The sequence below is a fragment of the Bradyrhizobium diazoefficiens genome (assembly GCF_016616885.1).
In the GTDB taxonomy this organism is placed as follows: domain Bacteria; phylum Pseudomonadota; class Alphaproteobacteria; order Rhizobiales; family Xanthobacteraceae; genus Bradyrhizobium; species Bradyrhizobium diazoefficiens_F.
This window is the reverse complement of the sequence record NZ_CP067102.1, coordinates 3,671,111-3,691,835: the sequence shown is the minus strand read 5'-3', so window position 1 is coordinate 3,691,835 and position 20,725 is coordinate 3,671,111. Positions and strand designations below refer to the sequence as shown.

Annotated in this window: 21 protein-coding genes, 1 tRNA gene and 1 pseudogene; 5 read left to right on the top strand and 18 right to left on the bottom strand. The window is 63.3% G+C overall.

Translation table 11 applies throughout. The features are described 5' to 3' along the window. Positions 1 to 34: 34 nt before the first annotated feature. The gene (locus tag JJC00_RS16970; RefSeq protein ID WP_200473636.1) at positions 35 to 913 is read right to left on the bottom strand and encodes a DMT family transporter; all 879 of its coding nucleotides are present in this window, start codon (positions 911 to 913) and stop codon (positions 35 to 37) included. 88 nt (positions 914 to 1,001) lie between these two features. Continuing rightward, entirely contained in the window at positions 1,002 to 1,448 is a 447-nt protein-coding gene (locus JJC00_RS16965) for a hypothetical protein (RefSeq protein ID WP_200474139.1), read from the bottom strand. Positions 1,449 to 1,754: 306 nt separating this feature from the next. Here JJC00_RS16965 and JJC00_RS16960 point away from each other — a divergent pair, with 306 nt between their 5' ends. Continuing rightward, on the top strand, positions 1,755 to 2,018 hold the full coding sequence (locus JJC00_RS16960; RefSeq protein ID WP_200473635.1) for a hypothetical protein: 264 nt from the start codon (positions 1,755 to 1,757) through the stop codon (positions 2,016 to 2,018). A 34-nt stretch (positions 2,019 to 2,052) separates the two neighbouring features. Here JJC00_RS16960 and JJC00_RS38970 read toward each other — a convergent pair. After that, positions 2,053 to 2,151, bottom strand: a pseudogene (locus JJC00_RS38970) (host attachment protein); the annotation flags it as partial. Positions 2,152 to 2,398: 247 nt separating this feature from the next. Here JJC00_RS38970 and JJC00_RS16955 point away from each other — a divergent pair. Together JJC00_RS16955 and JJC00_RS16950 are read left to right on the top strand one after the other, a co-directional pair. After that, positions 2,399 to 2,683 carry a hypothetical protein gene (locus JJC00_RS16955; protein ID WP_200473634.1) on the top strand — a complete coding sequence of 95 codons (285 nt, stop codon included), beginning with the start codon at positions 2,399 to 2,401 and terminating at the stop codon, positions 2,681 to 2,683. Positions 2,684 to 3,125: 442 nt separating this feature from the next. After that, positions 3,126 to 4,091 (top strand): AraC family transcriptional regulator, encoded by a 966-nt coding sequence (locus JJC00_RS16950; protein ID WP_200473633.1) that lies wholly within the window; start codon positions 3,126 to 3,128, stop codon positions 4,089 to 4,091. A gap of 92 nt (positions 4,092 to 4,183) precedes the next feature. On the opposite strand, the gene JJC00_RS16945 is transcribed toward JJC00_RS16950, so the two are convergent. The 6 genes from JJC00_RS16945 to JJC00_RS16920 form a co-directional block, all read right to left on the bottom strand. Next, positions 4,184 to 4,816, bottom strand: a complete 633-nt coding sequence (locus JJC00_RS16945; protein WP_200473632.1) for a tetratricopeptide repeat protein — start codon at positions 4,814 to 4,816, stop codon at positions 4,184 to 4,186. A gap of 15 nt (positions 4,817 to 4,831) precedes the next feature. Beyond that, positions 4,832 to 6,427: a tetratricopeptide repeat protein gene (locus tag JJC00_RS16940; RefSeq protein WP_200473631.1), complete on the bottom strand. Its 1,596-nt coding sequence runs from the start codon at positions 6,425 to 6,427 to the stop codon at positions 4,832 to 4,834. Between the two features lie 1,327 nt (positions 6,428 to 7,754). Continuing rightward, positions 7,755 to 8,084, bottom strand: a complete 330-nt coding sequence (locus tag JJC00_RS16935) for a hypothetical protein (RefSeq protein ID WP_200473630.1) — start codon at positions 8,082 to 8,084, stop codon at positions 7,755 to 7,757. Between the two features lie 141 nt (positions 8,085 to 8,225). After that, a tRNA-Arg gene (locus tag JJC00_RS16930) sits at positions 8,226 to 8,302 on the bottom strand. A 152-nt stretch (positions 8,303 to 8,454) separates the two neighbouring features. Then, complete coding sequence (locus JJC00_RS16925) at positions 8,455 to 8,907, bottom strand: hypothetical protein (protein WP_200473629.1); 453 nt, start codon at positions 8,905 to 8,907, stop codon at positions 8,455 to 8,457. Between the two features lie 162 nt (positions 8,908 to 9,069). Beyond that, complete coding sequence (locus tag JJC00_RS16920) at positions 9,070 to 9,627, bottom strand: hypothetical protein (protein ID WP_200473628.1); 558 nt, start codon at positions 9,625 to 9,627, stop codon at positions 9,070 to 9,072. 153 nt (positions 9,628 to 9,780) lie between these two features. Here JJC00_RS16920 and JJC00_RS16915 point away from each other — a divergent pair, with 153 nt between their 5' ends. Beyond that, positions 9,781 to 10,161 carry a VOC family protein gene (locus JJC00_RS16915; protein ID WP_200473627.1) on the top strand — a complete coding sequence of 127 codons (381 nt, stop codon included), beginning with the start codon at positions 9,781 to 9,783 and terminating at the stop codon, positions 10,159 to 10,161. 53 nt (positions 10,162 to 10,214) lie between these two features. On the opposite strand, the gene JJC00_RS16910 is transcribed toward JJC00_RS16915, so the two are convergent. Beyond that, complete coding sequence (locus JJC00_RS16910; RefSeq protein WP_200473626.1) at positions 10,215 to 10,712, bottom strand: hypothetical protein; 498 nt, start codon at positions 10,710 to 10,712, stop codon at positions 10,215 to 10,217. Between the two features lie 263 nt (positions 10,713 to 10,975). Between JJC00_RS16910 and JJC00_RS16905 the strand changes: the two genes are divergently transcribed. Beyond that, entirely contained in the window at positions 10,976 to 11,329 is a 354-nt protein-coding gene (locus JJC00_RS16905) for a GrlR family regulatory protein (protein ID WP_200473625.1), read from the top strand. A gap of 87 nt (positions 11,330 to 11,416) precedes the next feature. Here the strand turns inward: JJC00_RS16905 and JJC00_RS16900 are convergent, their stop codons facing one another. The 8 genes from JJC00_RS16900 to JJC00_RS16865 form a co-directional block, all read right to left on the bottom strand. Next, entirely contained in the window at positions 11,417 to 14,104 is a 2,688-nt protein-coding gene (locus JJC00_RS16900; protein WP_200473624.1) for a PAS domain S-box protein, read from the bottom strand. Positions 14,105 to 14,194: 90 nt separating this feature from the next. After that, positions 14,195 to 15,109 carry a DMT family transporter gene (locus JJC00_RS16895; RefSeq protein ID WP_200473623.1) on the bottom strand — a complete coding sequence of 305 codons (915 nt, stop codon included), beginning with the start codon at positions 15,107 to 15,109 and terminating at the stop codon, positions 14,195 to 14,197. Between the two features lie 80 nt (positions 15,110 to 15,189). Next, a complete protein-coding gene (locus JJC00_RS16890; RefSeq protein ID WP_200473622.1) occupies positions 15,190 to 16,008 on the bottom strand; it encodes an NUDIX hydrolase in 819 nt (272 codons plus the stop codon). A 4-nt stretch (positions 16,009 to 16,012) separates the two neighbouring features. After that, positions 16,013 to 16,966 (bottom strand): dihydrodipicolinate synthase family protein, encoded by a 954-nt coding sequence (locus JJC00_RS16885; RefSeq protein WP_200473621.1) that lies wholly within the window; start codon positions 16,964 to 16,966, stop codon positions 16,013 to 16,015. 125 nt (positions 16,967 to 17,091) lie between these two features. Next, complete coding sequence (locus JJC00_RS16880) at positions 17,092 to 17,970, bottom strand: SDR family oxidoreductase (protein ID WP_200473620.1); 879 nt, start codon at positions 17,968 to 17,970, stop codon at positions 17,092 to 17,094. A 120-nt stretch (positions 17,971 to 18,090) separates the two neighbouring features. Beyond that, positions 18,091 to 18,951: a MaoC family dehydratase gene (locus tag JJC00_RS16875; protein ID WP_200473619.1), complete on the bottom strand. Its 861-nt coding sequence runs from the start codon at positions 18,949 to 18,951 to the stop codon at positions 18,091 to 18,093. 148 nt (positions 18,952 to 19,099) lie between these two features. Beyond that, positions 19,100 to 19,489 carry a Zn-ribbon domain-containing OB-fold protein gene (locus tag JJC00_RS16870; protein WP_200473618.1) on the bottom strand — a complete coding sequence of 130 codons (390 nt, stop codon included), beginning with the start codon at positions 19,487 to 19,489 and terminating at the stop codon, positions 19,100 to 19,102. After that, a complete protein-coding gene (locus JJC00_RS16865; protein ID WP_200473617.1) occupies positions 19,489 to 20,646 on the bottom strand; it encodes a thiolase domain-containing protein in 1,158 nt (385 codons plus the stop codon). The genes JJC00_RS16870 and JJC00_RS16865 overlap by 1 nt, the downstream gene beginning before the upstream one ends. Between the last annotated feature and the right edge of the window lie 79 nt (positions 20,647 to 20,725).

The window sequence follows — 20,725 nt, the reverse complement described above, 5'->3', positions numbered from 1 at the left end:
CCCACACGTCAGGGATGTATTCCGGCAGCCGGGCCTACGAGCCGAAGCGCCGGTTGACCACGAACACGGCGGCCGCGCACATCGCCATGCCGGCGATCGCGAGCGCATCGAGCTTCTCGCCAAACAGCAGATAGGCCATCAGCGCGGTCACCGCAGGCACCAGATAGAACAGGCTCGCGACCGACGTCGCCGCGGCGTGGCGGATCAGCCAGTACAACAGCCCGATCGATCCGATCGAGAGCGCGACCGCGAGCCAGCCGAGCGCAAGCACGAACTCTCGCGTCCAGTGCACGACACGGTCTTCGAACAAGAAGGCGCCGATCGTGAAGAAGATCGTGACGGCCACATACTGCACGAGGTTGCCGGCACGCCACTCGATGTGGTTGCAGTAGTGGCGCTGATAGAGCGTGCCGAGCGTGATGCTGATCAGCGAGACCACCGAGGCGATCCAGCCGAGCCCGGCCTCGCCGGTCATGGGGCGATTGTGCAGGATCAGCGCCACGCCGCCGAGACCGAGCAGCAAGCCGCCCCATTGCACCGGCGTCACCTTCTCGCCGAGCCAGCGGTTGGCGATGGTCGAGGTCAGGATCGGCTGTAGGCCCGGAATGAGCGCGGAGAGTCCCGCCGGAATCGAATGCGCGATCGCAATCGCGGTGCCGCCGAGATAGAAGCCGTGAACGAGAATGCCGGCGACCGCGCTGTGCGCGATGCCGATGCGGTCAGGCCATTTCGGGCGGGCAATCGCCGCGATGATCGTCATCAAGCCGACCACCACCGCCATGCGGATGGCGAGATAGGTCAAAGGGTCGGCGTTATCGATGACGTATTTGGTGCCGATGAAGCCGGTGCTCCAGAGCAGCACGAACAGCACCGGCGCCGCCCGCGCGGCCAAATGATCTTGATTATGATTCATTGCCGTCCTCATTGCCCGAGCAAGGGCGGTGCGGCAATGCGAATTTCGGATGCTGCGCTGCGGGGGAGACGCGGCTCAGATCAGCCAATCACCATTCTTCCGGACAGGGATCGATGATCTTCCAGAGATCCACCCCGTTCTTGATCTTCTTCATATCAGTGGTGAGCCCGCCATTGCGGCGGATCCAATCCTTCACCGTATCAGGATAGTAGGACATCAGGTCGGACGTCCCCTCTGAGCTCGTGACCTTGATGCCGAAAGTGAAGGCCTTGTCGTAATAGGCTTGGTGGAAGCCGAGGCTCGCGCGCGGCGTCACGCAGATCTTGTTCATCGGCACGATGCCGAGCACCAGCGTGCAGGCTGAGTTGCAGATGCCATCGATGATGACCCGCTCGCCCTTGTCGCGGACGCGCTTGTACTTGACCTTGTACTCCTCGACATAGCCGCCATGGTCACGGGTAATGTGCAACTCGGCGCGCGCTGGCGTGGCAGCAGCGACGAGGAGCAACAGCAGGCTGAGGAGCGTGATGCGCATGGCAGCGTGACGACGAAAACCTTGCAGGAACGAGCCGACCTCGAAGAGCACCCCAAGGAAAGCTCAGGGGGCCGGCGGGAGGAATCTAGAACCGAATTCTCTTTGGCCATACTTGTGTGGGGAATTCGTTAAGCATCCGGAAAAGGCCAAAAATGGGCGGGGTTCGCGCGCAGGTCCGGCAATTCTGTCACACTCACCCAGGAATCTGCTGGATTTGCCCCGATTTCCGGGCCCGGGATGGGTGCCCCGGCGGCCCGAAATGGCTATAGATGGCAGGCGTATTCGCGCGGGTTCCGGAGAATCGAGATGAGCAAGTTGAAGCTTGTAGCCGCGGTTGCTGCCCTGTCGGCCGCGATCCTAGCCCCTGGCCTTGCGGAGGCCCGGGGACATCACCGGTACCACCGTTCCTACATCAACCCGCTGCCCTACCCGATCAGCTATCTGCACAATTACGGCCCGGGTATCACTCCCGGCACCTTCGCCTTCTATGACGGCCCGTCGACCATCCACTGCTACCAGAGCGCGGCCGCCTATGTCGGCCAGGACGGCCGGCGGCACCCCTGCTACTGAGGGGCGCCGCGGCGTCTTCTTGCGGCGGGGCGGCCTAACCGACGGCCCCCGACAGCAGCACCTGCTTCTCGATCTCATAAACCGGCAGCTTGACGAGGTCCTTGCCGACCTCGCCCCGAAGTGCGCTTCGAATTCCTCGAAGGACGGCCCGCGACGACGAGACTAGGGAGGAAACCGGGCGTGCGAATTGCGCAGGATCAAGGATGGAGGCGGATGCGTGCCCTTGGCGATCGGCGCGAAGCCAGGGTAGCTTGACGATGCTTGATCAGGGCTATGGTGGACTGGCTTAGGATTTATTCATCAGCATTACATTTCGGTTCTGACACAATTTGATCAGAACACCTTCGATATCCTGTATTGCGTAAGCAGAGGAAGACATCATGGAGCTTAAGATCGGCCTCGTCGCCGCGTCCCTGTTCGGTGCCCTCGCGGCATCATCGCCGGCATCAGCCATGCCCGTTGCGCCTGCACCTGCGACCCCGCAGGTCTCGGACGTCGAGCAGGTCCGCATGGTCTGCGACGCCTGGGGGCGCTGCTTCTGGCGTCCGAATTATTATGGATACTACGGTGCGCCCGCGCCGTATTACGGCCCCCGATATTATGGGCCGCGCTATTATGGTCCCCGTGTCTACGGGCCCCGCTACTACGGCTATCGCGGCTGGTGAGATTCGAAGAGGCCTCGGGCCCCTTCGCTTTTGCGAGATGGTGCAGGCTCCACGACCGTGGAGCAATTCCAAAACTGATCTAGATCAAGGATGAAATTCGTCGCGCCGTCATTCTGTGCCGATGGCCGATTTGATTGTTTTCCGCTGCCCGCAGACGGGCATGAACGTGCAGACTCATCTTGAGAAGCGGCAGGGACACGAGGGACGAAGCTTTGAGTCCTTCAGCTGCCCTGCCTGTACGAGGCTCCATTTCATTGACCTCACCACTGGTCAACCGATGAGCCGGGACCGTTGAGGGGGACATCGATTCCCGTGGTCGTCGCGGCATGATGTCCGCAATATTACGGCGTGGAATCCTGTTTACTGAATCGTCGTGTTTCGCCATTGATGGCGATGTACCGACTTTCATTTTATTGTCACATTGCAACATCCGGCCAGACGCATGTTCTTCGACGCTCTCGCCCCGTCCTCCGCGCTCCAGCTGACCCGGTTTACCGATGTCGACGCGTTTCGACCGGCCGAGTCGCTGGAAGATGCCCGGAGCATTCCGCTCGACGTCGCCAATTTTGCAGCCGCGCGGGCGATCGTGAACCTGCCGGCGTGCCGGATCATCGTCGCCAGATCGTTTGCGCGCATCCTCGACACCGCCTACCGCGCGCCGGGCGGCATGGTCATCCTGCCGATGAGCGATGGTCTGCGCGCCAGCTCGAGCGGAGTGGATCTCGACTCGCGCTTTTTCATGGGCTTGCGCGGCAACCATGATTGCCATTTCGTCGAGCCTCAGACCAATCATCATGCGCTGATCATGTTCTCGCCCGCGCTCAGGGATCGCGGCTGGTTCGATCGCGCCGACGCATTGTGGGTTCGCATCGCCGACCCCGCCGCCCATCTCTACGCGCGGCAGCTTGTGCTCGACATCCTCAGGACCGCATCGGTCGAGCCGCACATGTTCGAGACCACGGAAGCCGCCAGCCATCTCCAGGAAGGGCTGTTGCTGGCTTTCGACGACCTGTTTCGAACCAATCCGTTGTCGGAGCGGAGCGCCCCGAATGCAGGCGCGCGATCCGCCAGGCTCGTGCAGCAGATCGACGATTACGTCGCAGCCTATCCGACCGCCCCGATCTATACAGCCGATCTCGCCGGAGAGTTCGGCGTCTCGATCCGGACCCTCGGCGGTGCAGTGGCCAAGGTGCGTGGCATGAGCCTGCATCAATACATCCGCCTGAAGCGGCTGTGGGCCACCCGCACGCAGCTTCTCAGGAGCGGTGGTGCGTCAGTCGCCTCATGCGCGCGCGCCCAGGGCTTTCATCACCTTGGCGAGTTTGCCGCAGCATACCGTGCGACCTTCCACGAAGCGCCCTCGGACACGCTGGCGCGGGCCCGACAAACTGGTCTTTCCGCAAACTGATCACAATCACACCGCGCAGTGAGATCTGGCTATCGATGGCCTCCGGTCCCTCCATTCACTGGTGGACCGATCGGCTGAAAAATCGGACTCGATCAGCGCTTAGCGACTTTGTTGTACTCCGCGATCGCCCGCTTTAAGTCGTCATATTCATCGCAGGGGATGAGACAGATTTGCTCGAGCGCCGCGAGATGCTCTTTGGCCTTCGCTAGATCACCCCGCGCCAAGTAGGCTTCACCGAGGTGTTCGTGCGCGCTGCGGTGACGAGGATTGAGGGTCAGGGCCCGCTGATAGTGCTGCATTGCCGGATCGAACTGCCGAAGCCGGCGATAGGCGTAGCCAAGGTAGTTCTGGATATCGGCATTGCGGGCGTCGCGAAGGCCCGCATTCGTAAGCGCCTTGATCGCTTCTTCCCAGTCGCGCGTGCCGATCGCTCGCTTGCCTGCCGCGAAATCGGGATCGAGCGCTGCCCAATCGGGCGTTTCCACCATAGCTGCCATGGTCGAGCAGATCGGCCAGGCTTCGGGCGCATTGGCGATGCGGAACGCCGCATTGTCCGGGCTGGCCGACGTTGCGGTCTGGCCTTGGCGGGCAGGCGCAGTCAAGAAGTACGAAGCCAGCACCGCGCTCAGCGCTCCCGCGACGGCGGCGATAAGGATCGAACGCATCATGATCGTTGTGCCATCAGGCTGCTGCCGGACAGGTGCGCCCGGCAGCCGCTCTCTCATTCTCTCGTCGGCAGTTCACTGCTGTATCAAGGAGGATCTGGCCTCGCTGATTTCCACCCGATCGGTATCGGCGTCCTTGGTCATCTCGGCAAGTTTCCGGAAATATGTTGTGGCTTTCTCTGGCTGATTTGCGGCTTTCGCGGCCTTAGCTGCGCCGTACAAGCCACGGAGACGGTTGGGCGTCGACACCAGCGAAGTCTCGTACTCCGTTAGCGCTAGTCCCGGCTGTTGCTGTTCCAGCAGCAAATCGCCCAACAGTTCGCGCATTGGGTACAGCCGGTTCTCCATCGCGATGTGCTTTTCGCTGTCGTCCTCCAGGTCTGCCGCCGCCCGCATGAGCTTCAGCGCCGTCTCCTTCTCCCCCTTTGCTTGCGTAATCCAGGCCGACGCAGCCAACATCTGGATTTCGACCTGCGAGGCCCAATAAGACTGACTTGCGTTCTCCAGCGTCGCACGAATCACCTTGAGATTGTCGACGTCGCGCTCTGCCGCGGCGAGGTCGCCGCTGCGGGCCAATCCCATGGCGCGAGCGAAATGAGTGATAGCCTCGGCCTGTGGAAACTTGCTGCCCCTCGGCTCAAGCACGGCTGCCTCCTTCCACGCCTGACGTTCCAACGCAAAGCGCGCCGGCACCGCCGCAAGCGCGGTATAGCTTGCGAAGTATTCAAACCCGAGCTTTTCTATCGCGTTGCTGTCGTCGCGTACCTGCTTTGCCTGTCCCTCCTGTCCCAATTGCAGCAGAGCGTATTCCATAAAGTCCAGATGGTGCGGCTCGCCTGGATGCGTCGCCCCCGGCCAGAGCTTCGCCGCTTGCCCCTGGGCGACTGCCCGCGATTTCGTGTTCGATGCGACCGATTGTGTCCACATCCCGAGCATGGAATAGGTATGCGATGGCATATGCTGGGCATGCTGAGCCGCAGGAGCAACCTCTGCATATCTGTTTGCCGCATCAAGACCGCGCTGCGCCAGCGTCGGGTAATCGTAGGTGTGGATCAGATAGTGCAGCACGCCCGGATGGTCCGGCAGTTTCGCCTTGATCCTTTCGAGGATCGCTCCGGCCTTGAGCTGATTGGCAAACGTCTTGTCGCTGTGCAGCGCGGTCTCATTGAGAGCGAGCGCGTAGAAGATGGCCGCCTCCGGATCATCGGGATATTTCTGCATCAGCGCTGCCATCGCCTTTTCGTAGGCAAGCCCGCGCTCGGTTTGATCAACCTTGTCGTAGTCCTTGTAGTAAGGCGCGATCGCCTCGAGCCAGTCGCGCTCGCGCTCGGTCTTGGCGCCGATCATCCTGCCCTTCTGCACTGCCTCCAATCCGTTCTTCAAAACGGTGGAGGTCAGGGGCAGGATCAGCGGGTTGGGACGGTGGCTGATCGCGATGCCCCAGTAGGCGATCGCGCATTGCGGATCGGCGGCAGCGGCTTCGGTGAAGGCCTGGACGCTGTCCGGATAGAAGAATGAATGCACCATCGCCAGGCCGCGGTCGAATTTCTCTTGCGCCTGCGGCGCGCACGAGGTCTCGAAGTGCACATTGCCGAGTCCTTGTGCCCAGGCCGCCGTGGCAAATGTGCCTGCCAATAGTGCTGTGACGAACGTTCCAAAATTTGGTCTCATGACGTTCCCTCCTTGCGGTCGAAGTAGCAGTTTCGCGCAATCATCGCCGTGCGCCCGCGCGCACCGCGAATGCTCAGTGAGAGACCGGCACAAAAGGATTGTCGGTTTTAGGAGACTACGATGCTCGCCGACAGCATCCCCGCTGCCCATGTGGCCCTAACGGAGACGTCGGCACATCCCGTCTCGAAGAGCAGCTTTAAAAAAAGACTACACGATCCCACGCCCACTCAAAAGAGGCCGAGATGGAACCGGATGCGGCACTTCTAGCCGAAACTGGTAGCCGCAAATATCCGTTGGGGGTCATTCGCGTCGATATTGCCATGTCAGCTCTCTCGTCCGCTATCCACAACACCGGACACTAACACGTCGGACCGGGACCCGTGTGCCTGTCGCCGTCCTGCGTCCGATCTGCAAACAACCGGCACAACCGCCGCAGCTCCTGCGTCCTGGCCTCGGTCGATTTTGCGACTCATGACACACGCTTATCCCACCAAAGAATCGGCATAACGGCTGCAATGCACCTGCACGCAACCCGCCGCCGAGACGCTGGATCAGAGTTTTTGTCTGATCGCAGTCTGGCGAAGGGTTGCGCGGGTTCGGCGAAGACGAGACCGCCGACCGATCGATAGCAGGATAAAGGCGCAAGGTGCGCAGCGGTCGGTTGAGAGGTATTCCAGGAGCTCAGCGCACGTTACTGCTTTGGCCGCACCTTGCAAGAATCTGAGTTCTCCTTTTCGCTCAAGAAGTCGGCGCAATGTGCGTCCGGTACCAACCGTAGACCTAACCGTCTTGGCCCACCTGATCAGAACGGTGTCCCGCCATCGGGCGTTTGGCAAGCCCGGTGCCGGACCAACCGGCGCCCGTCAAGGCTCGCGGCTCTCGCGCGCCCCGCTCCGCCGGCTTGACGGCCTTGACCGGCGCCGGCTGGTCCGGCGTTTTGACCGCCATGCGCTGATTGCTCAGCGCGAGCGATATACTGCTCCTCCGTTCAAGGGGCTTGGCGTCGCGGCGAACAAATTTGCGCCGTTCTCGGGAAGGAGTCTGCGTGCCGCAGAGGTGCCATCGCTCATCATCAAAAATCTCGACCAAACAAACGCGAGCGCTCGGATCACGACCCGGCGATCTCTACGATTATTTGCGGTCCACTCGGACTGATCCTTCTTGGCCGGGCACCCTCTTCGTCGAACTGTTGGAGGTCGTTACCGGTACTACACTTGCTGCGACTAGCTGTCCCGGGCGCACCGTTCCGATGGAAAATCTCGACAATCTGGTGGCGGAATACATCGAACGGCGTTCGTTGCAGCCACAGCGTCTTGAGCGACTCTTGTCACATGTGCTCGATCGTCGCACCGAGCGCGCCGAACACCGAAGGTCGCACATTGCCGAATTGCGCAAGCGGGCGGCCGAGGCAGATGCCAAACTCAAGCGGCTGTACGATGCCATCGAGAATGGCATCGCTGATCTGTCCGATCCCATGCTGAAGGACCGCATCGGTGAACTGAAGGCCACGCGCGACCAGGCCCGCCTTGACGCGGAGCGGGCCGAGGACGCGATTGATCGCGCCGGGCCGAGCATTACAGCGCAAGCTCTCAAAACGTTCGCCAGGAAAGCCCGCAAGCGCATGCGAACCGAGAACGGCGGCTACCGCCGCGATCACCTCCGAGCCCTCGCCCAACGCGTCGAAGTCGACCAGAAAGAGCGGCGCATTATGGGGTCGAAAAGCGTGCTCCTGCGCACGCTCCTCGCTGCTGAAAGCGCAAAAACGGCAGGTTTTGGCGTGCCCAATTCTGTACCGAAGTGGCGCGCTCGGAGAGATTCGAACTCCCGACCCTCGGAATCGAAATCCGATGCTCTATCCAGCTGAGCTACGAGCGCCCTGATGACCCGGGTATTGGGCCACGAACCGAATCGCCGCGGACATAGGCTGGCAGGCCAGCTGACCTACGACGTTCGGATTGGTTTGAATTAGCAGAGAGCTCGGACAATAAAAAGCCCTCCCGCCTTTATCGAGGCGGCAGAGCGCGCTGTTACCATGTCGTGTTGAAAAGCCCGAAATGCGGCTGCTGTGCCACCAGCATCATCGGCTGGCCGCGCTGTGGCGCCGGATGGGCCCGGGCCACCTTCCGCTTGGGCTGAACTGGGGCCCGAACCTTGGCGTCGCCCTTCGGCGTGAACTGTGCGAAGGTCTCGCGCACCCGCGTCTTTGCCGACATGTCAGCCAGTGGGTCCGCCTGCGCGGTCGGCTGTGGCGCTGCGACGGCAGCCGTCTTCGTCACCGGCGCGGCAATGGTCGGCTGACTGGTGTCGAGCACGACACGTTCAGGCAGATGGCGGTCGGACCGAATCCGGATCAGCGGCTGATCGTAGCTTGCACCCACGACGACCTCTGCAACCGGCGACCTCGGCCAAACGAAATCAGCCGCGAACAACAGTACGAGCAGCGCTCCACCGACGAACATGAAATACCGAAAGATGGGCATTGGCCGCGCTCCGCCCCCCGCATCCCCGCGTGGGCTCCTCGCCTCAACCGGCGATCCCTAGATTGGTTCCTGGGCCCAGCCTTATGGTTCAAATGGCAACGCCAAGATTTTTGGCCAAGGGGCTCGGACGGTAACTTTTCCGCTAGCGGAATGTGTGGCCCTTTAGGCGCGCCGCGCGGTGACCAGCGAACACGTCGCCTGATCGGCATTCACGTTGACGAAGCCGACGGGCACGCGCGCAAAGGTCTTGCGGCTCTTCATGCCGACAATGTCGGCCAGCACGCGGCTGCGGTCGGTCAGATGGCTGCCGTCGCGCCGCGTGAAGGCGCAGACGATCTTGACATCCTTTACGGCATAGTCGTTGTCATTTCGCACGGTGAACGTCACAAACGCCTTCGAGCCGAGCCCGCCGCGCCGCCAGGTCTGCGATGAGATTTTTATCCGGTCGAGCCCGGCGGCCTCCGCGGCCGAGGTATCTGAGGCGATTGTCGGGGGAACTGGATCGATACTTGCCAGCGCTAATGTCACAGGCGCGGATTGCGCGACGTTGCCTTCGGAGGGCGGCATCAGCAACCAGACCGCACCGCCAACCACGAGCGCAGCCAGCAGCCATAACAGTCCTCGCTTGAGCCAGACGCTTATGGCGGACCTGGACCGCGGCGGGTCCTCGCCATTCCCAGCGAAGCTTCCCAGTCCGATCCGGCCAAACCCTGCGTTCATGGGTGCGTCACTCGCCTCCTGTCTCAATCCGTAACACGAATTAAGGTTCCGGCAACGACGCGAATCTCGGATAGGAGCGACGGTGGCGATCGTCGATCGGGATCGCTAACATGCGCTGCAACATCGCGAAGACCCTATCGGGGAGGAATTGAAATGCCAGTCGTCGTCACCTGGGATCACATCCATCTGCGCAGCCCCGATCCCGAAACGACCGCGGCCTGGCTGCGCGACATCCTCGGCGGCGAAATCGTGCGCGCGCCGGGACGCATTGACGTGAACCTGGGCGGCGCGAGGATCTTCATCGCACCGCTGGAAGGCGAAAACGCCGTCAGCCCGCCGCCCCCACACCCGCATCAGGGCCTCGACCATTTCGGGCTCACGGTGAAAGACATCGATGCCGTCGCCGCCGAGATCAAGGCCAAGGGCGTGACGCTCACCCGCGAGCCAACCACGATCCGGCCCGGCGTCCGCATCTGCTTCATCCGCGGCCCCGAAGGCATCTCCATCGAGTTGCTCGAGCGCGACAAGAAATAATACCTGACAGGCGCATCTGAATTCGACGAGAAGCCGGGCGAGCGCTTGCCCGGCTAAGTCATGCTACCGGGCATAAAGCAGCGGATCGTGACGCCCATGTAGCCGTAGATCGGCCAGACCATGGTGCGTCCGACCCGGTTCGGCTCCGAGATCACGGCCTCCTCGGGCACGTCGACCCAGACGAGCTCTTGCTCCCGGCCCTCGATGACGTAGCCAAGGCGCGGGATGCGGACACGATAGTGCCCGTCCTTACTCTCCCAATCGGAATCCGAGATCGCCGAGCCGTCGGCATCGGAACAGCATGGTCCCTTGCCGCTGCGCAAGCCGTCAAACCAGGCCTTCAACTCTGTACTGGTGTTGACGAACTGGCCGCGGTCGCGTGCGCGCCCGAGCGGGGCAATCAGCGCGATCAGCGCCAGCGCGCAAGCAAGACTTGCTGCGCTTTGCCATCGTGTGGGACGGCCAATCCGCCGTCGTTGTGTTTCGCAATTCGTGGGACGCACACTGCACAGACGCGGCTCATTGCCGCCGGAATCGATCCAGTTGCTCACGTTCGTCTTGCTCCAGCACCCCGCGGCCAGTGCAACAATGGTTATGCATTTCGCGGGCCAACTCCGATTCGCAACGACTGGCCTCGCTGCATGATGAGACCGTCATAACCGCGTCACACACAAGCTGGGACAATTACGGTTCACGTGCCGGCATGGGACACCATCGCTGGCAAAACTGCCGCGTTGCGCGAGGGGTTGCGCTTTGGCATAAAAGCTTCACCGGTTACGCCATTGGGCGATGGCCGCCGGCCTACGGGGACGTTATGAAGAACGGCCTCTATTCGATTCATGTGAGCCTGCTCGATGGTCGAGTCGGCAAGGGCAGCGGCGTGATTCTTTTTCGCGATGGCAAGATCCTTGGCGGCGATGCCTACCTCTATTACACCGGCAGCTACGTGGTGAAGGACGACCACACCTTCAAGGGCGAGGTGCTGGTGCAACGGCACACCTCGCCGCGGGGCGATGACAATCCGCTGTTCGGCGGCCCTGCCCCGGTCGGCATCGGTGTCAGCGGGACCTACACGGACACCCGCGCGGAGATGACGGGAACGGCGCTGGTCGGCAAGGCCAGCCTGATTTTCGGTGCCACCCTGCACAAGCTGGCAGAGGCCGACTAGGGCATGATCCGGAAAAGTGTGCAGCGGTTTTTCCTCGCGACAAACGCGGAACGCGTTTGCGCGGAGATCATGCTCAAGCAATAGCAGCTATTCGGCAGCCTGCTCCAGCGGCGCGGTACGCGGCAGGATCATCTGGATGCGAGTCCCCTCGCCCGGCTCGGAATCGAGATCAAGCCGCCCGCCGAGCCGGTTGGTGACGATGCTGTAGACGATATGCAGCCCGAGACCGGTGCCGCCTTGATCCCGCCGTGTCGTGAAAAATGGGTCGAAGGCGCGCCGGCGCACGTCGAGGCTCATGCCGCAACCATTGTCGGCGACGATGATCTCGACATTGTCCTTGCCGGACTCGCGCACCCGGATGTCGATGATCCCCGGACGTCCGTCCGGGAAGGCGTGCGCCACCGAATTCAGAAACAGATTGGTCAGCACTTGCCCGTACGGCCCGGGATAGCTGTTCATGGTCAGGTTGGGCTGGCACTCGACGTTCAGCGTCAGGTTCTGCTTGCGCAGGCCCGGGCGCAGGCTCATCACCACCTGCTCGGTGAGGTCGGCGAGGTCGAAGCTGCGCTGGTCCGAATAGTTGCGGTCGGCCGCGACCTGCTTGAACGACTGGATCAGCTCGGCTGCGCGGTTGAGATTGGAGACGAGCTGCGAGGACGCGTCGCGGCTGGTGTTGAGGTAATCGTTGAGGGTCGAGCGGCGAAGCTCGCCGCGCTCGACCTCGGCGCTGAACATCGCCGTCTTGCGCTCCAGCGCAGAGGCGACCGTGAGGCTGATGCCGACGGGATTGTTGACCTCGTGCGCGACGCCGGCGACCAGACGTCCGAGGGCTGCGAGCTTTTCCGCCTCGATCAGCGAAGCCTGGGTCTCGCGCAGATTGCGCAGCGCCGTCTCGGCGGAGTCCTTGGCCTTGCGCATCTCCTGCTCGCCGCGCTTGCGCTCGCCGATATCGAGCGCCACGGTGACGATCCGCTCGATCTCGCCCTCGGCGTCGAGCAGCGGCAGCTTGTTGACCAGCCATTGCCGCATATTGCCTGATACGTCCTGGTACTCCTCCTCGTAGAAGCCCAGCCCCTTGCGGTGCTTGAGCACCCGCTTGTCGTTTTCGTCGGTCTTGGCCGCGCCATAGCGCGACATCAGATCGGCGGTGGTGCGACCGAGCGCGTCGCCGGGCTCGATACCGAAGATGCCGGCCATGTAGCGATTCATCAGCACGTAACGGAGGTCGCGGTCCTTGACATTGATGACGGCCGGCACGGTGTCGATGACCTGCTGGAGCAGGCGGCGGCCTTCGGCGATGGCGTCTTCCGCCCGCTTCTGGTCGGTGATGTCGCGCAGCGTGCCCTCGTAGCGGACGATCCTGGCCTGCTCGTCCCGCACGCCGGTCGCACTGTCGGAGAGCCAGAGGATGTTGCCGCTGCGCTGGCGCACCTGATACTCGAACTCACGCACCATGCCGTCGCGATGCATCAGCCGCTGGTATTCCTCGCGTGCCTCGGGATCGACGTAGATGGTGTGGGCGATGTCGTTGATGCTGTCGATCAAGTGCTGCGGGCTGTCATAGCCCATCATCCGCGCCAGCGCCGGATTGGCGTTGAGGAGATCGCCGGACGGCGTTGTCACATAGATGCCGTCGACCGACCCTTCGAACAGTTTGCGATAGCTTTCCTCGGCCAGCCGCTGCTCGGTGAGCGCCCGCACCGCCGCTTCGCGCGCCGTGTCGGCCTCTTCGAGCGCGCGGCGGAACACCTCTGCGGCGCGCGCGATATCGCCGATCTCGTTGTCGAGATCGGCCGACGGGATCGAGGTCCTTTTCTCGCCGGCGGCGAGGGCCCGGATCGAGCGCGCGATCTGCGCCAGCGGACGCACCGTCCGACGCACCACGAAGCCTGCGGCGAGGATGCCGATCAGCACGCCCATGCTGCCGAGCACGATGCTCTGCCAGCGCGCCTCCGCGAGCGTCCGGGCAAAATCGCGCGACAGCACATGGCCGCGGCGGTCGCTGACGTCACGGAGCAATTCGGTGACGCGGCCGATCAGCCGGCCCTCGGTTCCCAGCACCTCGCGGTCGATATCGGCAATCTGTCGTTCACGGACGGCGACCGCGATGATGGCCTCGGCGTAATTGTTCACGGCCGACTTCAACCTGACATCGGCAATGTCCATCGCCCGGATGCCCTGCGCGGCCTGTTCGGCAGCCGACGGATTGCGTGCAAGCAGCCCGAGCGCGATCCGGCTCTGCGCCTCCGACAGGCGGGCGGCGAGGTCGCGATCCCCGCTCTCGGAAACCGCCGCATCGAACTGGTCGCGCAGCGGCGGCAATCCGGCAAGCAACTGCGCACGGCGGTCGATCAGGGTCGAGATCCGCTCCAGCCCGCTGCGGTAAGTCGCAAGCCGCTCGGAGACGCCGTCGATCATATCCTGCTGCTCGGGGGCAAGATCGATACGGGTCTTCTTGAGGATGTCGCTCAGGGTCGAGGCGGCTTCGCCCACCTGCTTGAACTGGATGCCGGCGCCGGGATCGGTGACGAAGTCACGCGCGGCGAGCCGCAGGTCGTTCATGCGGCGGTCGATATCTTCCGCGAGATCGCCGACGCTCTGGAGCCGCTGCAACTCGGCGAAGGTGGCGTCGATATGCCGGATCGCGATCACGCTGGCGGTCGAGGTGACGATGATCACCGCCAGCACCAGAATGAAGCTGCCGAACGTCATCTGGCCGATCGACAGCGAAAACGATCGCTTCGGCGGCGGATTCGGTAGCGTTTCGACGGGCATTGGGGCGGAACCGGACTCCATACCCTCCTAATATACGCTGTATCGCCCCTCCGGGGGAACATGCCTCCGCCAGCCGGAAGCAGCTGTTTTTCATGATGGTTTCGCGACGGCCGGGCGCCGGGCCGGGATCGTCATGGCGGCAACGCCGAGGACGACGCAGGCGAGACCAATCCAGGCGGTCCGGCTCAGGGTTTCCCCCAGGAAGGCAACGCTGATAGCGACCCCGATCGGGACACGGAGATAGGCCTGGGCGGTGGTGCCGACCGAGCCGAGAGTCTGGATCAGGCGGAAGTAGATCGCGAACGCCGCCGCGGTCGAGAACACGGCCAGCGCGAGCAGCGCCAGAACCGAGCTCAGCGACGGCGACAGCGTCCAGGGCTGCTCAAGCGCGAGCGAGGCCGGGATCAGCACGGCCGCGCCCGCCAGCAGCGAGCCGGCGGCAGGCGCCATCGGATCGAGGCCTTTGAAGCTCCGGCCGAAGATCGCGGCGCAGGCGTAGCAGATGGTGGCGGCAACGATTGCGGCTTCCGCGACGAGGCCGCTGCCGATGTCGTGGAACGCGTCGACGCCGACGATCAGCAGGATGCCAGCCATGCCGACCACCACCCCGACCAGCTTGCGCGGCGTCGTCGCCTCGTGGCGGGTGACGACGGCCGTGAGCAGGAAGGTGAAGATCGGGCCGGCCGAATTGAGGATGGTCGCGAGCGATGCATCGACATGCCGCTCGCCCCAGGCGATCAACGTCCAGGGGATCACACTGTTGAGCACGGCCTGGAAGGCGAAGCGCTGCCAGGTCGGCCCATCCGTGGGCATCTTGATTCCCCTCGCCCACATGACGGCGAGCAGCAGCAGACCTGCAACCGTCGTGCGCGCGGCGATCAGCGTGACCGGCGGGATGGTGGCGACGCCGAGCTTGATGAAGGTGTAGGAGCCGCCCCAGAGCGTTGCGAGCGCAACCAGCAGCGCCAGCTCGACGGCGATGTTGGTGTCCTGCCGGTTGTCCATCGGATTCATCCCGTCCATTCGCGATGGACGGAACCTAGCGCATCCGCGGCCGCCAATACTTCGTTGGCTGTCGAAGTGTACTAGCCGACAGCGCCGACCTCGAACACCTCGCCGTCATAGCCGGCTTCGCGGGGGATGCGGAGCTGGCGACCAGTTTCGGTTTTGGTCATGACCGGCATGACGGTGACGACGGACATGCCGTGCGCATGCTCCAGTGCGGCGCTCACATTCGGCTGCTTCGCCAGCCGGATCAGGTTGCGCGTGGTCGGGAACGGCAGCTTGAAGCGGCCGCTCTCACCGCCCTCCACCGCTTCGCGCGGCGAGACCCAGATCGAGTCGATCGACTCGCGGCCGTCATGCGCGCCGAGCTGATCGGGCGGTGCGGCGGCCAGGAAGAACCAGGTGTCGAAGCGCTTGGGCATGCCTTCCGGCGTGATCCAGTGCGCGTAGGGCACGAGCGTGTCGAGCGCGAGCTGGAGATCATTGTCGGCCAAGATGCTCAGGAAGCTGATCTTGTGCTCGTTGAGCGCGACGCGATGCGCATTGGCGATCTCGCCGGCGCGCTTCGCATCAACAGGCGTACCGGTACCCTTTGCGCGCGCCAGCAGGATGCCGCTTTCCTCGAACGTCTCGCGGATTGCAGCGATACGAAAACCGCGGTCCGATTCGCTGAGGCCCTCGCCGCCCGAATACAGGTCGGACCGCTTGACGATCTCCTGATCGCCGGCATCGACGCTGCCGCCGGGAAACACCAGCGCGCCCGAGTTGAACTCGATCTGATGGTGGCGGACCATCATGAAGACTTCGACTTCGTCGCGGCTCTTGCCGTCGACCTTTGCTGCGCCATCGCGCAGCAAGAGAATCGTCGACGCCGGGCGTGATGCTGATGTCTCGGGCATTCAACTAACCTGCGGCGCTGGATTGCGGGCCGAGATTGGCGCGCTTGTCGACGCGGGCGACGCGCGACAGCAGGTAGTCGACCTCCGCCTTCGCCGCCGGCGTGATGGTCGCGCCAGGCTTGCGCTGGGCGCTGGAGGCGATGATGCCGCGCTTCTGCAGTACGTGCTTGCGAACGGCAAGCCCGGCACCCGGCTGTTGCTCGTAGCGGATCAGCGGCAGATGCGCGTCGAACAGATCATGCGCGGCGTCACGCTTGCCGGCCTTGGAGAGGTTCACGACGTCGATCAGAAGCTCGGGGAAGGCGTAGCCGGTCATGGCGCCGTCGGCACCGCGCTCCATCTCGAAATCGAGGAACAGCCCGCCATTGCCGCAGAGGATCGAGAGCGGACGCAGCGAGCCGTCCTTCTGGAAACTGCGCAGCGTCGATATCTTCTCGAGGCCCGGCCAATCCTCGTGCTTGAGCATCACGCAGTTCGCATTGTCCATGACGATCTTGCGGATCACGGCCGGGGTGAAGATCACCGAGAGCGTCAGCGGATAGTCCTGCAGCACCCAGGGCACGTCGGGGCCGATCGCTTCGGCGGCCTGCTTGTAATAACCGACAATCTGGTCGTCGGTGCGAAGCCAGGGCGGCGGCGCGATCATGACGCCGGCCGCGCCTGCGTCCATCGAGGCCTTCGCCAGCGAGCGCATGGTGGCAAAGCCCGGCGCGGAGACGCCGACGATCACCTGCATTGTCTTGGCGCGTTTGACGAAGCGCACCGCCACCTGCTCGGCCTCGGCGGCATCCAGCTTCGGCGCTTCACCGAGGATGCCGAGCACCGTGACGCCGTCGCAGCCGACCTCCTCGTAGAAGTCGGTCAGGCGGTCGATCGAGCGCTCGTCGATCCTTCCGTCATCGTGGAACGGCGTCGGCGCGATTGCGAAGGTGCCCTTGGCGTCGGCGGTCAGTTTCATCAGTCTCTCTCTTTCTCCGTCATTCCGGAGCGCGCGCAGCGCGAACCCGGAATCTCGAGGTTCTCAGGTGCGCAATTGCGCACCATAGGTCGATGCTTCGCATCGCCCCGGAACGACAGCAACGCCTAAAACCGCCGCGCGCCCATCTTGATCTGCTCCTCGGAGAAGAAGATCTCCTTGGCATGATCGGCGATGTCCTGGGCCTTCCAGCCCGTGTGCGGCGGTTTCCAGCCTTCCATCTCCATCATCCGCATTTCGCGCACGCCGCGAGGCCCGGACACGCCCAGCACCTTGCCGGTCTGGTCGCCCGACAAATCGCTGACCATGTATAGCACGGCCGGCGCGATCCCGTCGGGCCCCAGCGCCGCCGAGGGGTTCTCCTTATAGCGGGGCAGGTCTGCGGTCATGCGGGTCAGGGCTCCCGGGGCCAGCGTCCAGATCCGGATGTTGTACTTGCGGCCCTCGATCGCCAGTACGTTGGACAGGCCCCAGATGCCGCCCTTTGCAGCTCCATAGTTCGTCTGGCCGAAATTGCCGATCAGGCCCGAGGTCGATGAGGTGTTGACGATGACGCCGCCACCGTTTTCCCGCATCCAACGAAACACCGGCATGGTGCAACAGAAGGTGCCCTTCAGATGCACCTTGATCACCTTGTCCCAGTCGGATTCGGTGGCCTTGGCAAAGGTCTGGTCGCGCAAGATGCCGGCGTTGTTGACCAGGATGTCGGCGCGGCCAAAGTGCTTGATGGCGTCGTCGAACACCGACTGGCCGCCCTCCATGGTGGAGATATCGGCGCCGTTGGCGACCGCCTTGCCCCCCTCCGCCTTGATCGCGTCCACTACAAGCTGTGCCATTGACTTGTCGGCGCCGGAGCCGTCGCGGGGCCCGCCGAGATCGTTGACCACGATCGAGGCCCCTTCCCGCGCGAACAATTTGGCGTAGGCCTCACCGAGCCCCCCGCCCGCGCCGGTGATCAGCGCGACCTTGCCGTCGAGTAGTCCCATGGTGGCTTCTCCCTTGTTTTATTCTTGTCATTCCGGGGCAGCGCGCAGCGCTGAACCCGGAATCCACAGGTTGTGGCGCGAGGGTTCGCGCTTCGCGCGCCCCGGAGTGACGGACGACAATTACCCCAGCACCGTCTTGCCGTTCTTGATCACGGTGACGCTGCGCGACTTCACACTGGCTTCGAACGAAATCGTGTTGCCGTCCTTCCAGAGGTCCATGGTCAAGGTCTCGCCGGGATAGACCGGCGAGGAGAACCGCGCGACATGCTGGCGGAAGGCGCTGGCGTCGTAGTCGGCATAGGTCTGCAGCACGCCGCGGCAGGTGATGCCGTAGGTGCACATGCCGTGCAGGATCGGACGCGGGAAGCCGGCCTTCCTCGCAAACTCGGGATCGCTGTGCAGCGGATTGCGATCGCCGCAGAGGCGATAGACCAGGGCCTGATCAGGGCGCGTGACGATGTCGATGGTCCTGTCGGGCGCGCGCGACGGGATCTTGTGCGGATCGGGCTGGGTCAGGTTCGGCCCGCCAAAGCCGCCGTCGCCGCGGGCGAAGCGCGAGGCGACCAGCGTCGCGAGCTTCTCGCCCTTCTCGTTCTTGAGCACGGTCCGGTGGCTGATGACGACGCCCTTGTCCTTGCCCTTGTCATAGACCTCGACCACCGAGGAGTCCGCGGTGATATTGGCGGCCACCGGCAGCGGCTGGTGGAAGGTGATATCGCGCTCGCCGTCAACCACCATGACGCGGTTGAGGTTCATCTCACCGGGACCCGAGCCCCACGCGGCGACGGAGGCGAAGGTCGGCACCACCTTGAGCGGCCGCGGCGTGAACGTGCCCTCGTTGACGAAGGCGAGCTCGTTCTCGTCCATGGGATCAGCGCCGAGGCCGATGCCGTAGGCGTAGAGCATAACCTCACGATCGCCATAGGCGTATTTCTGGCCGATATTTTTCAGGCCTTTGAGCTCGTCGTATCTGGCGGACATGTTGTTTGTTTCCTCCCGGTGGTTCTCATCCTCATGGTGAGGAGGCGCTCTTGCGCCGTCTCGAACCATGGGGATGCCCAAAACGCTTTCTTGTCGTGGCCATCCTTCGAGACGCTTGCTTCGCAAGCTCCTCAGGATGAGGACCGTCCTACACCGGCGTGAAGAACGGCAGCGGGGCGCCGTCGGTCGGCTTGAACACCACCTTCACCTTCTGGCCGATCTTCAGCTTCCCGAGATCGCAGTCGACGAAATTGGTCTGCACCGAGGGGCCTTCCTTCAGCGTAACGTAGCCGATGGCATAAGGACCGGTCGGCGACTTCCGCATCAGGCTATAAGTGTAGATTGTACCCTCGCCCGACGCCTCTTCCCACACCGTCTTGTCGGAGTAGCAGAACGGGCAGATCGAGCGCGGGAAGTAATGCGCTTCGCCGCAGGCGGTGCAGCGCTTGATCATGAACCTGCCGTCCTTCGCCGCGTCCCAGAATGCGGCGGTCTCGGGGTTCGTGACCGGGGCCGGATATTTCTTGGCTTCACTCATCACACGCGCTCCAGAATGGCCGTCGAGGCGGCGTGGCGAACGCCCAAAAGGCCGCCGGTACCGTGGGCGATGGCGAGATCGCAATTTTTCACCTGCACCTTCGGATGCGCCTCGCCGCGCAGCTGCCTGACGGCCTCGATGATCTTGGTCATGCCGCCGCGATTGACGGGATGATTGCTGCAGAGGCCGCCGCCATCGGTGTTGAACGGCAGCTTGCCGACGCCCGAGATCAGATTGCCGTCTGCAACGAACTTGCCGCCCTCGCCCTTCTTGCAGAAGCCGAGGTCTTCGAGCTGCATCAGCACGGTGATGGTGAAGCTGTCATAGATCGAGGCGTATTTGATATCCTGCGGCGTGATGCCGGCTTCCTCGAACGCACGCGGACCGGACCAGACACCTGCGGAGTAGGTGAGATCGAGATCCTTGCCGCCGCGCGGGCCCTTCATTGCCTCGCCATGGCCGATCAGCTTGACCAGCGGCTTCTTCAGGCTCTTGGCAATGTCCGGCGTCGTCACGATCAGCGCGCCGCCGCCGTCGGAGACGACGCAGCAATCCATGCGATGCAGCGGATCGGAGATCATCGGCGAGTTCAAGACGTCCTCGACGGTGACGACGTCCCTGAGCATCGCATGCGGATTGTATTGCGCGTGATGCGAGGCCGCGACCTTGATCCAGGCGAGCTGCTCGCTTGTGGTGCCATAGTCGTGCATATGGCGCATGGCACACATGCCATAGGCATTGTGCGTGGTCGCGCCGTATGCCGACTCGAAACCGACCTCGGCGCCGGCTGCGCGCGGCGGCATCACGCCGGTCCGCGGCTTGCCGGCGAGCGTGATCAGCGCGATCGAGCACTTGCCGGCCGCGATCGCTTCGGCGGCATGGCCGAGATGGATGATGTAGGAACAGCCGCCGGTCTCGGTGGAATCGACGTGGCGGAGCTTTTTGGTGTTGAGGCCGAGATAATCGACCATCGGCCAGGCGCCGCCGGGCGCATCGCCCGCGCAGAAATAGCCGTCGACATCGTCCTTGGAGAGCCCGGCATCCTCGATCGCGCCCTTCGCGACCTCGGCATGAAGCTGGGCGGTGGATTTGTCCGGCGCATGCCGGGTCGGGTGTTCGTAGATCCCGGCAATGTAGGCCTTGCCCTTGATGGTCAAAACAGAGGTCTCCGCTCGCGTTTCTTCTTGGCTCTTTTTTCTGAACCGCAGTGGCCTGCTTGGCAAGCGCGGAAATATT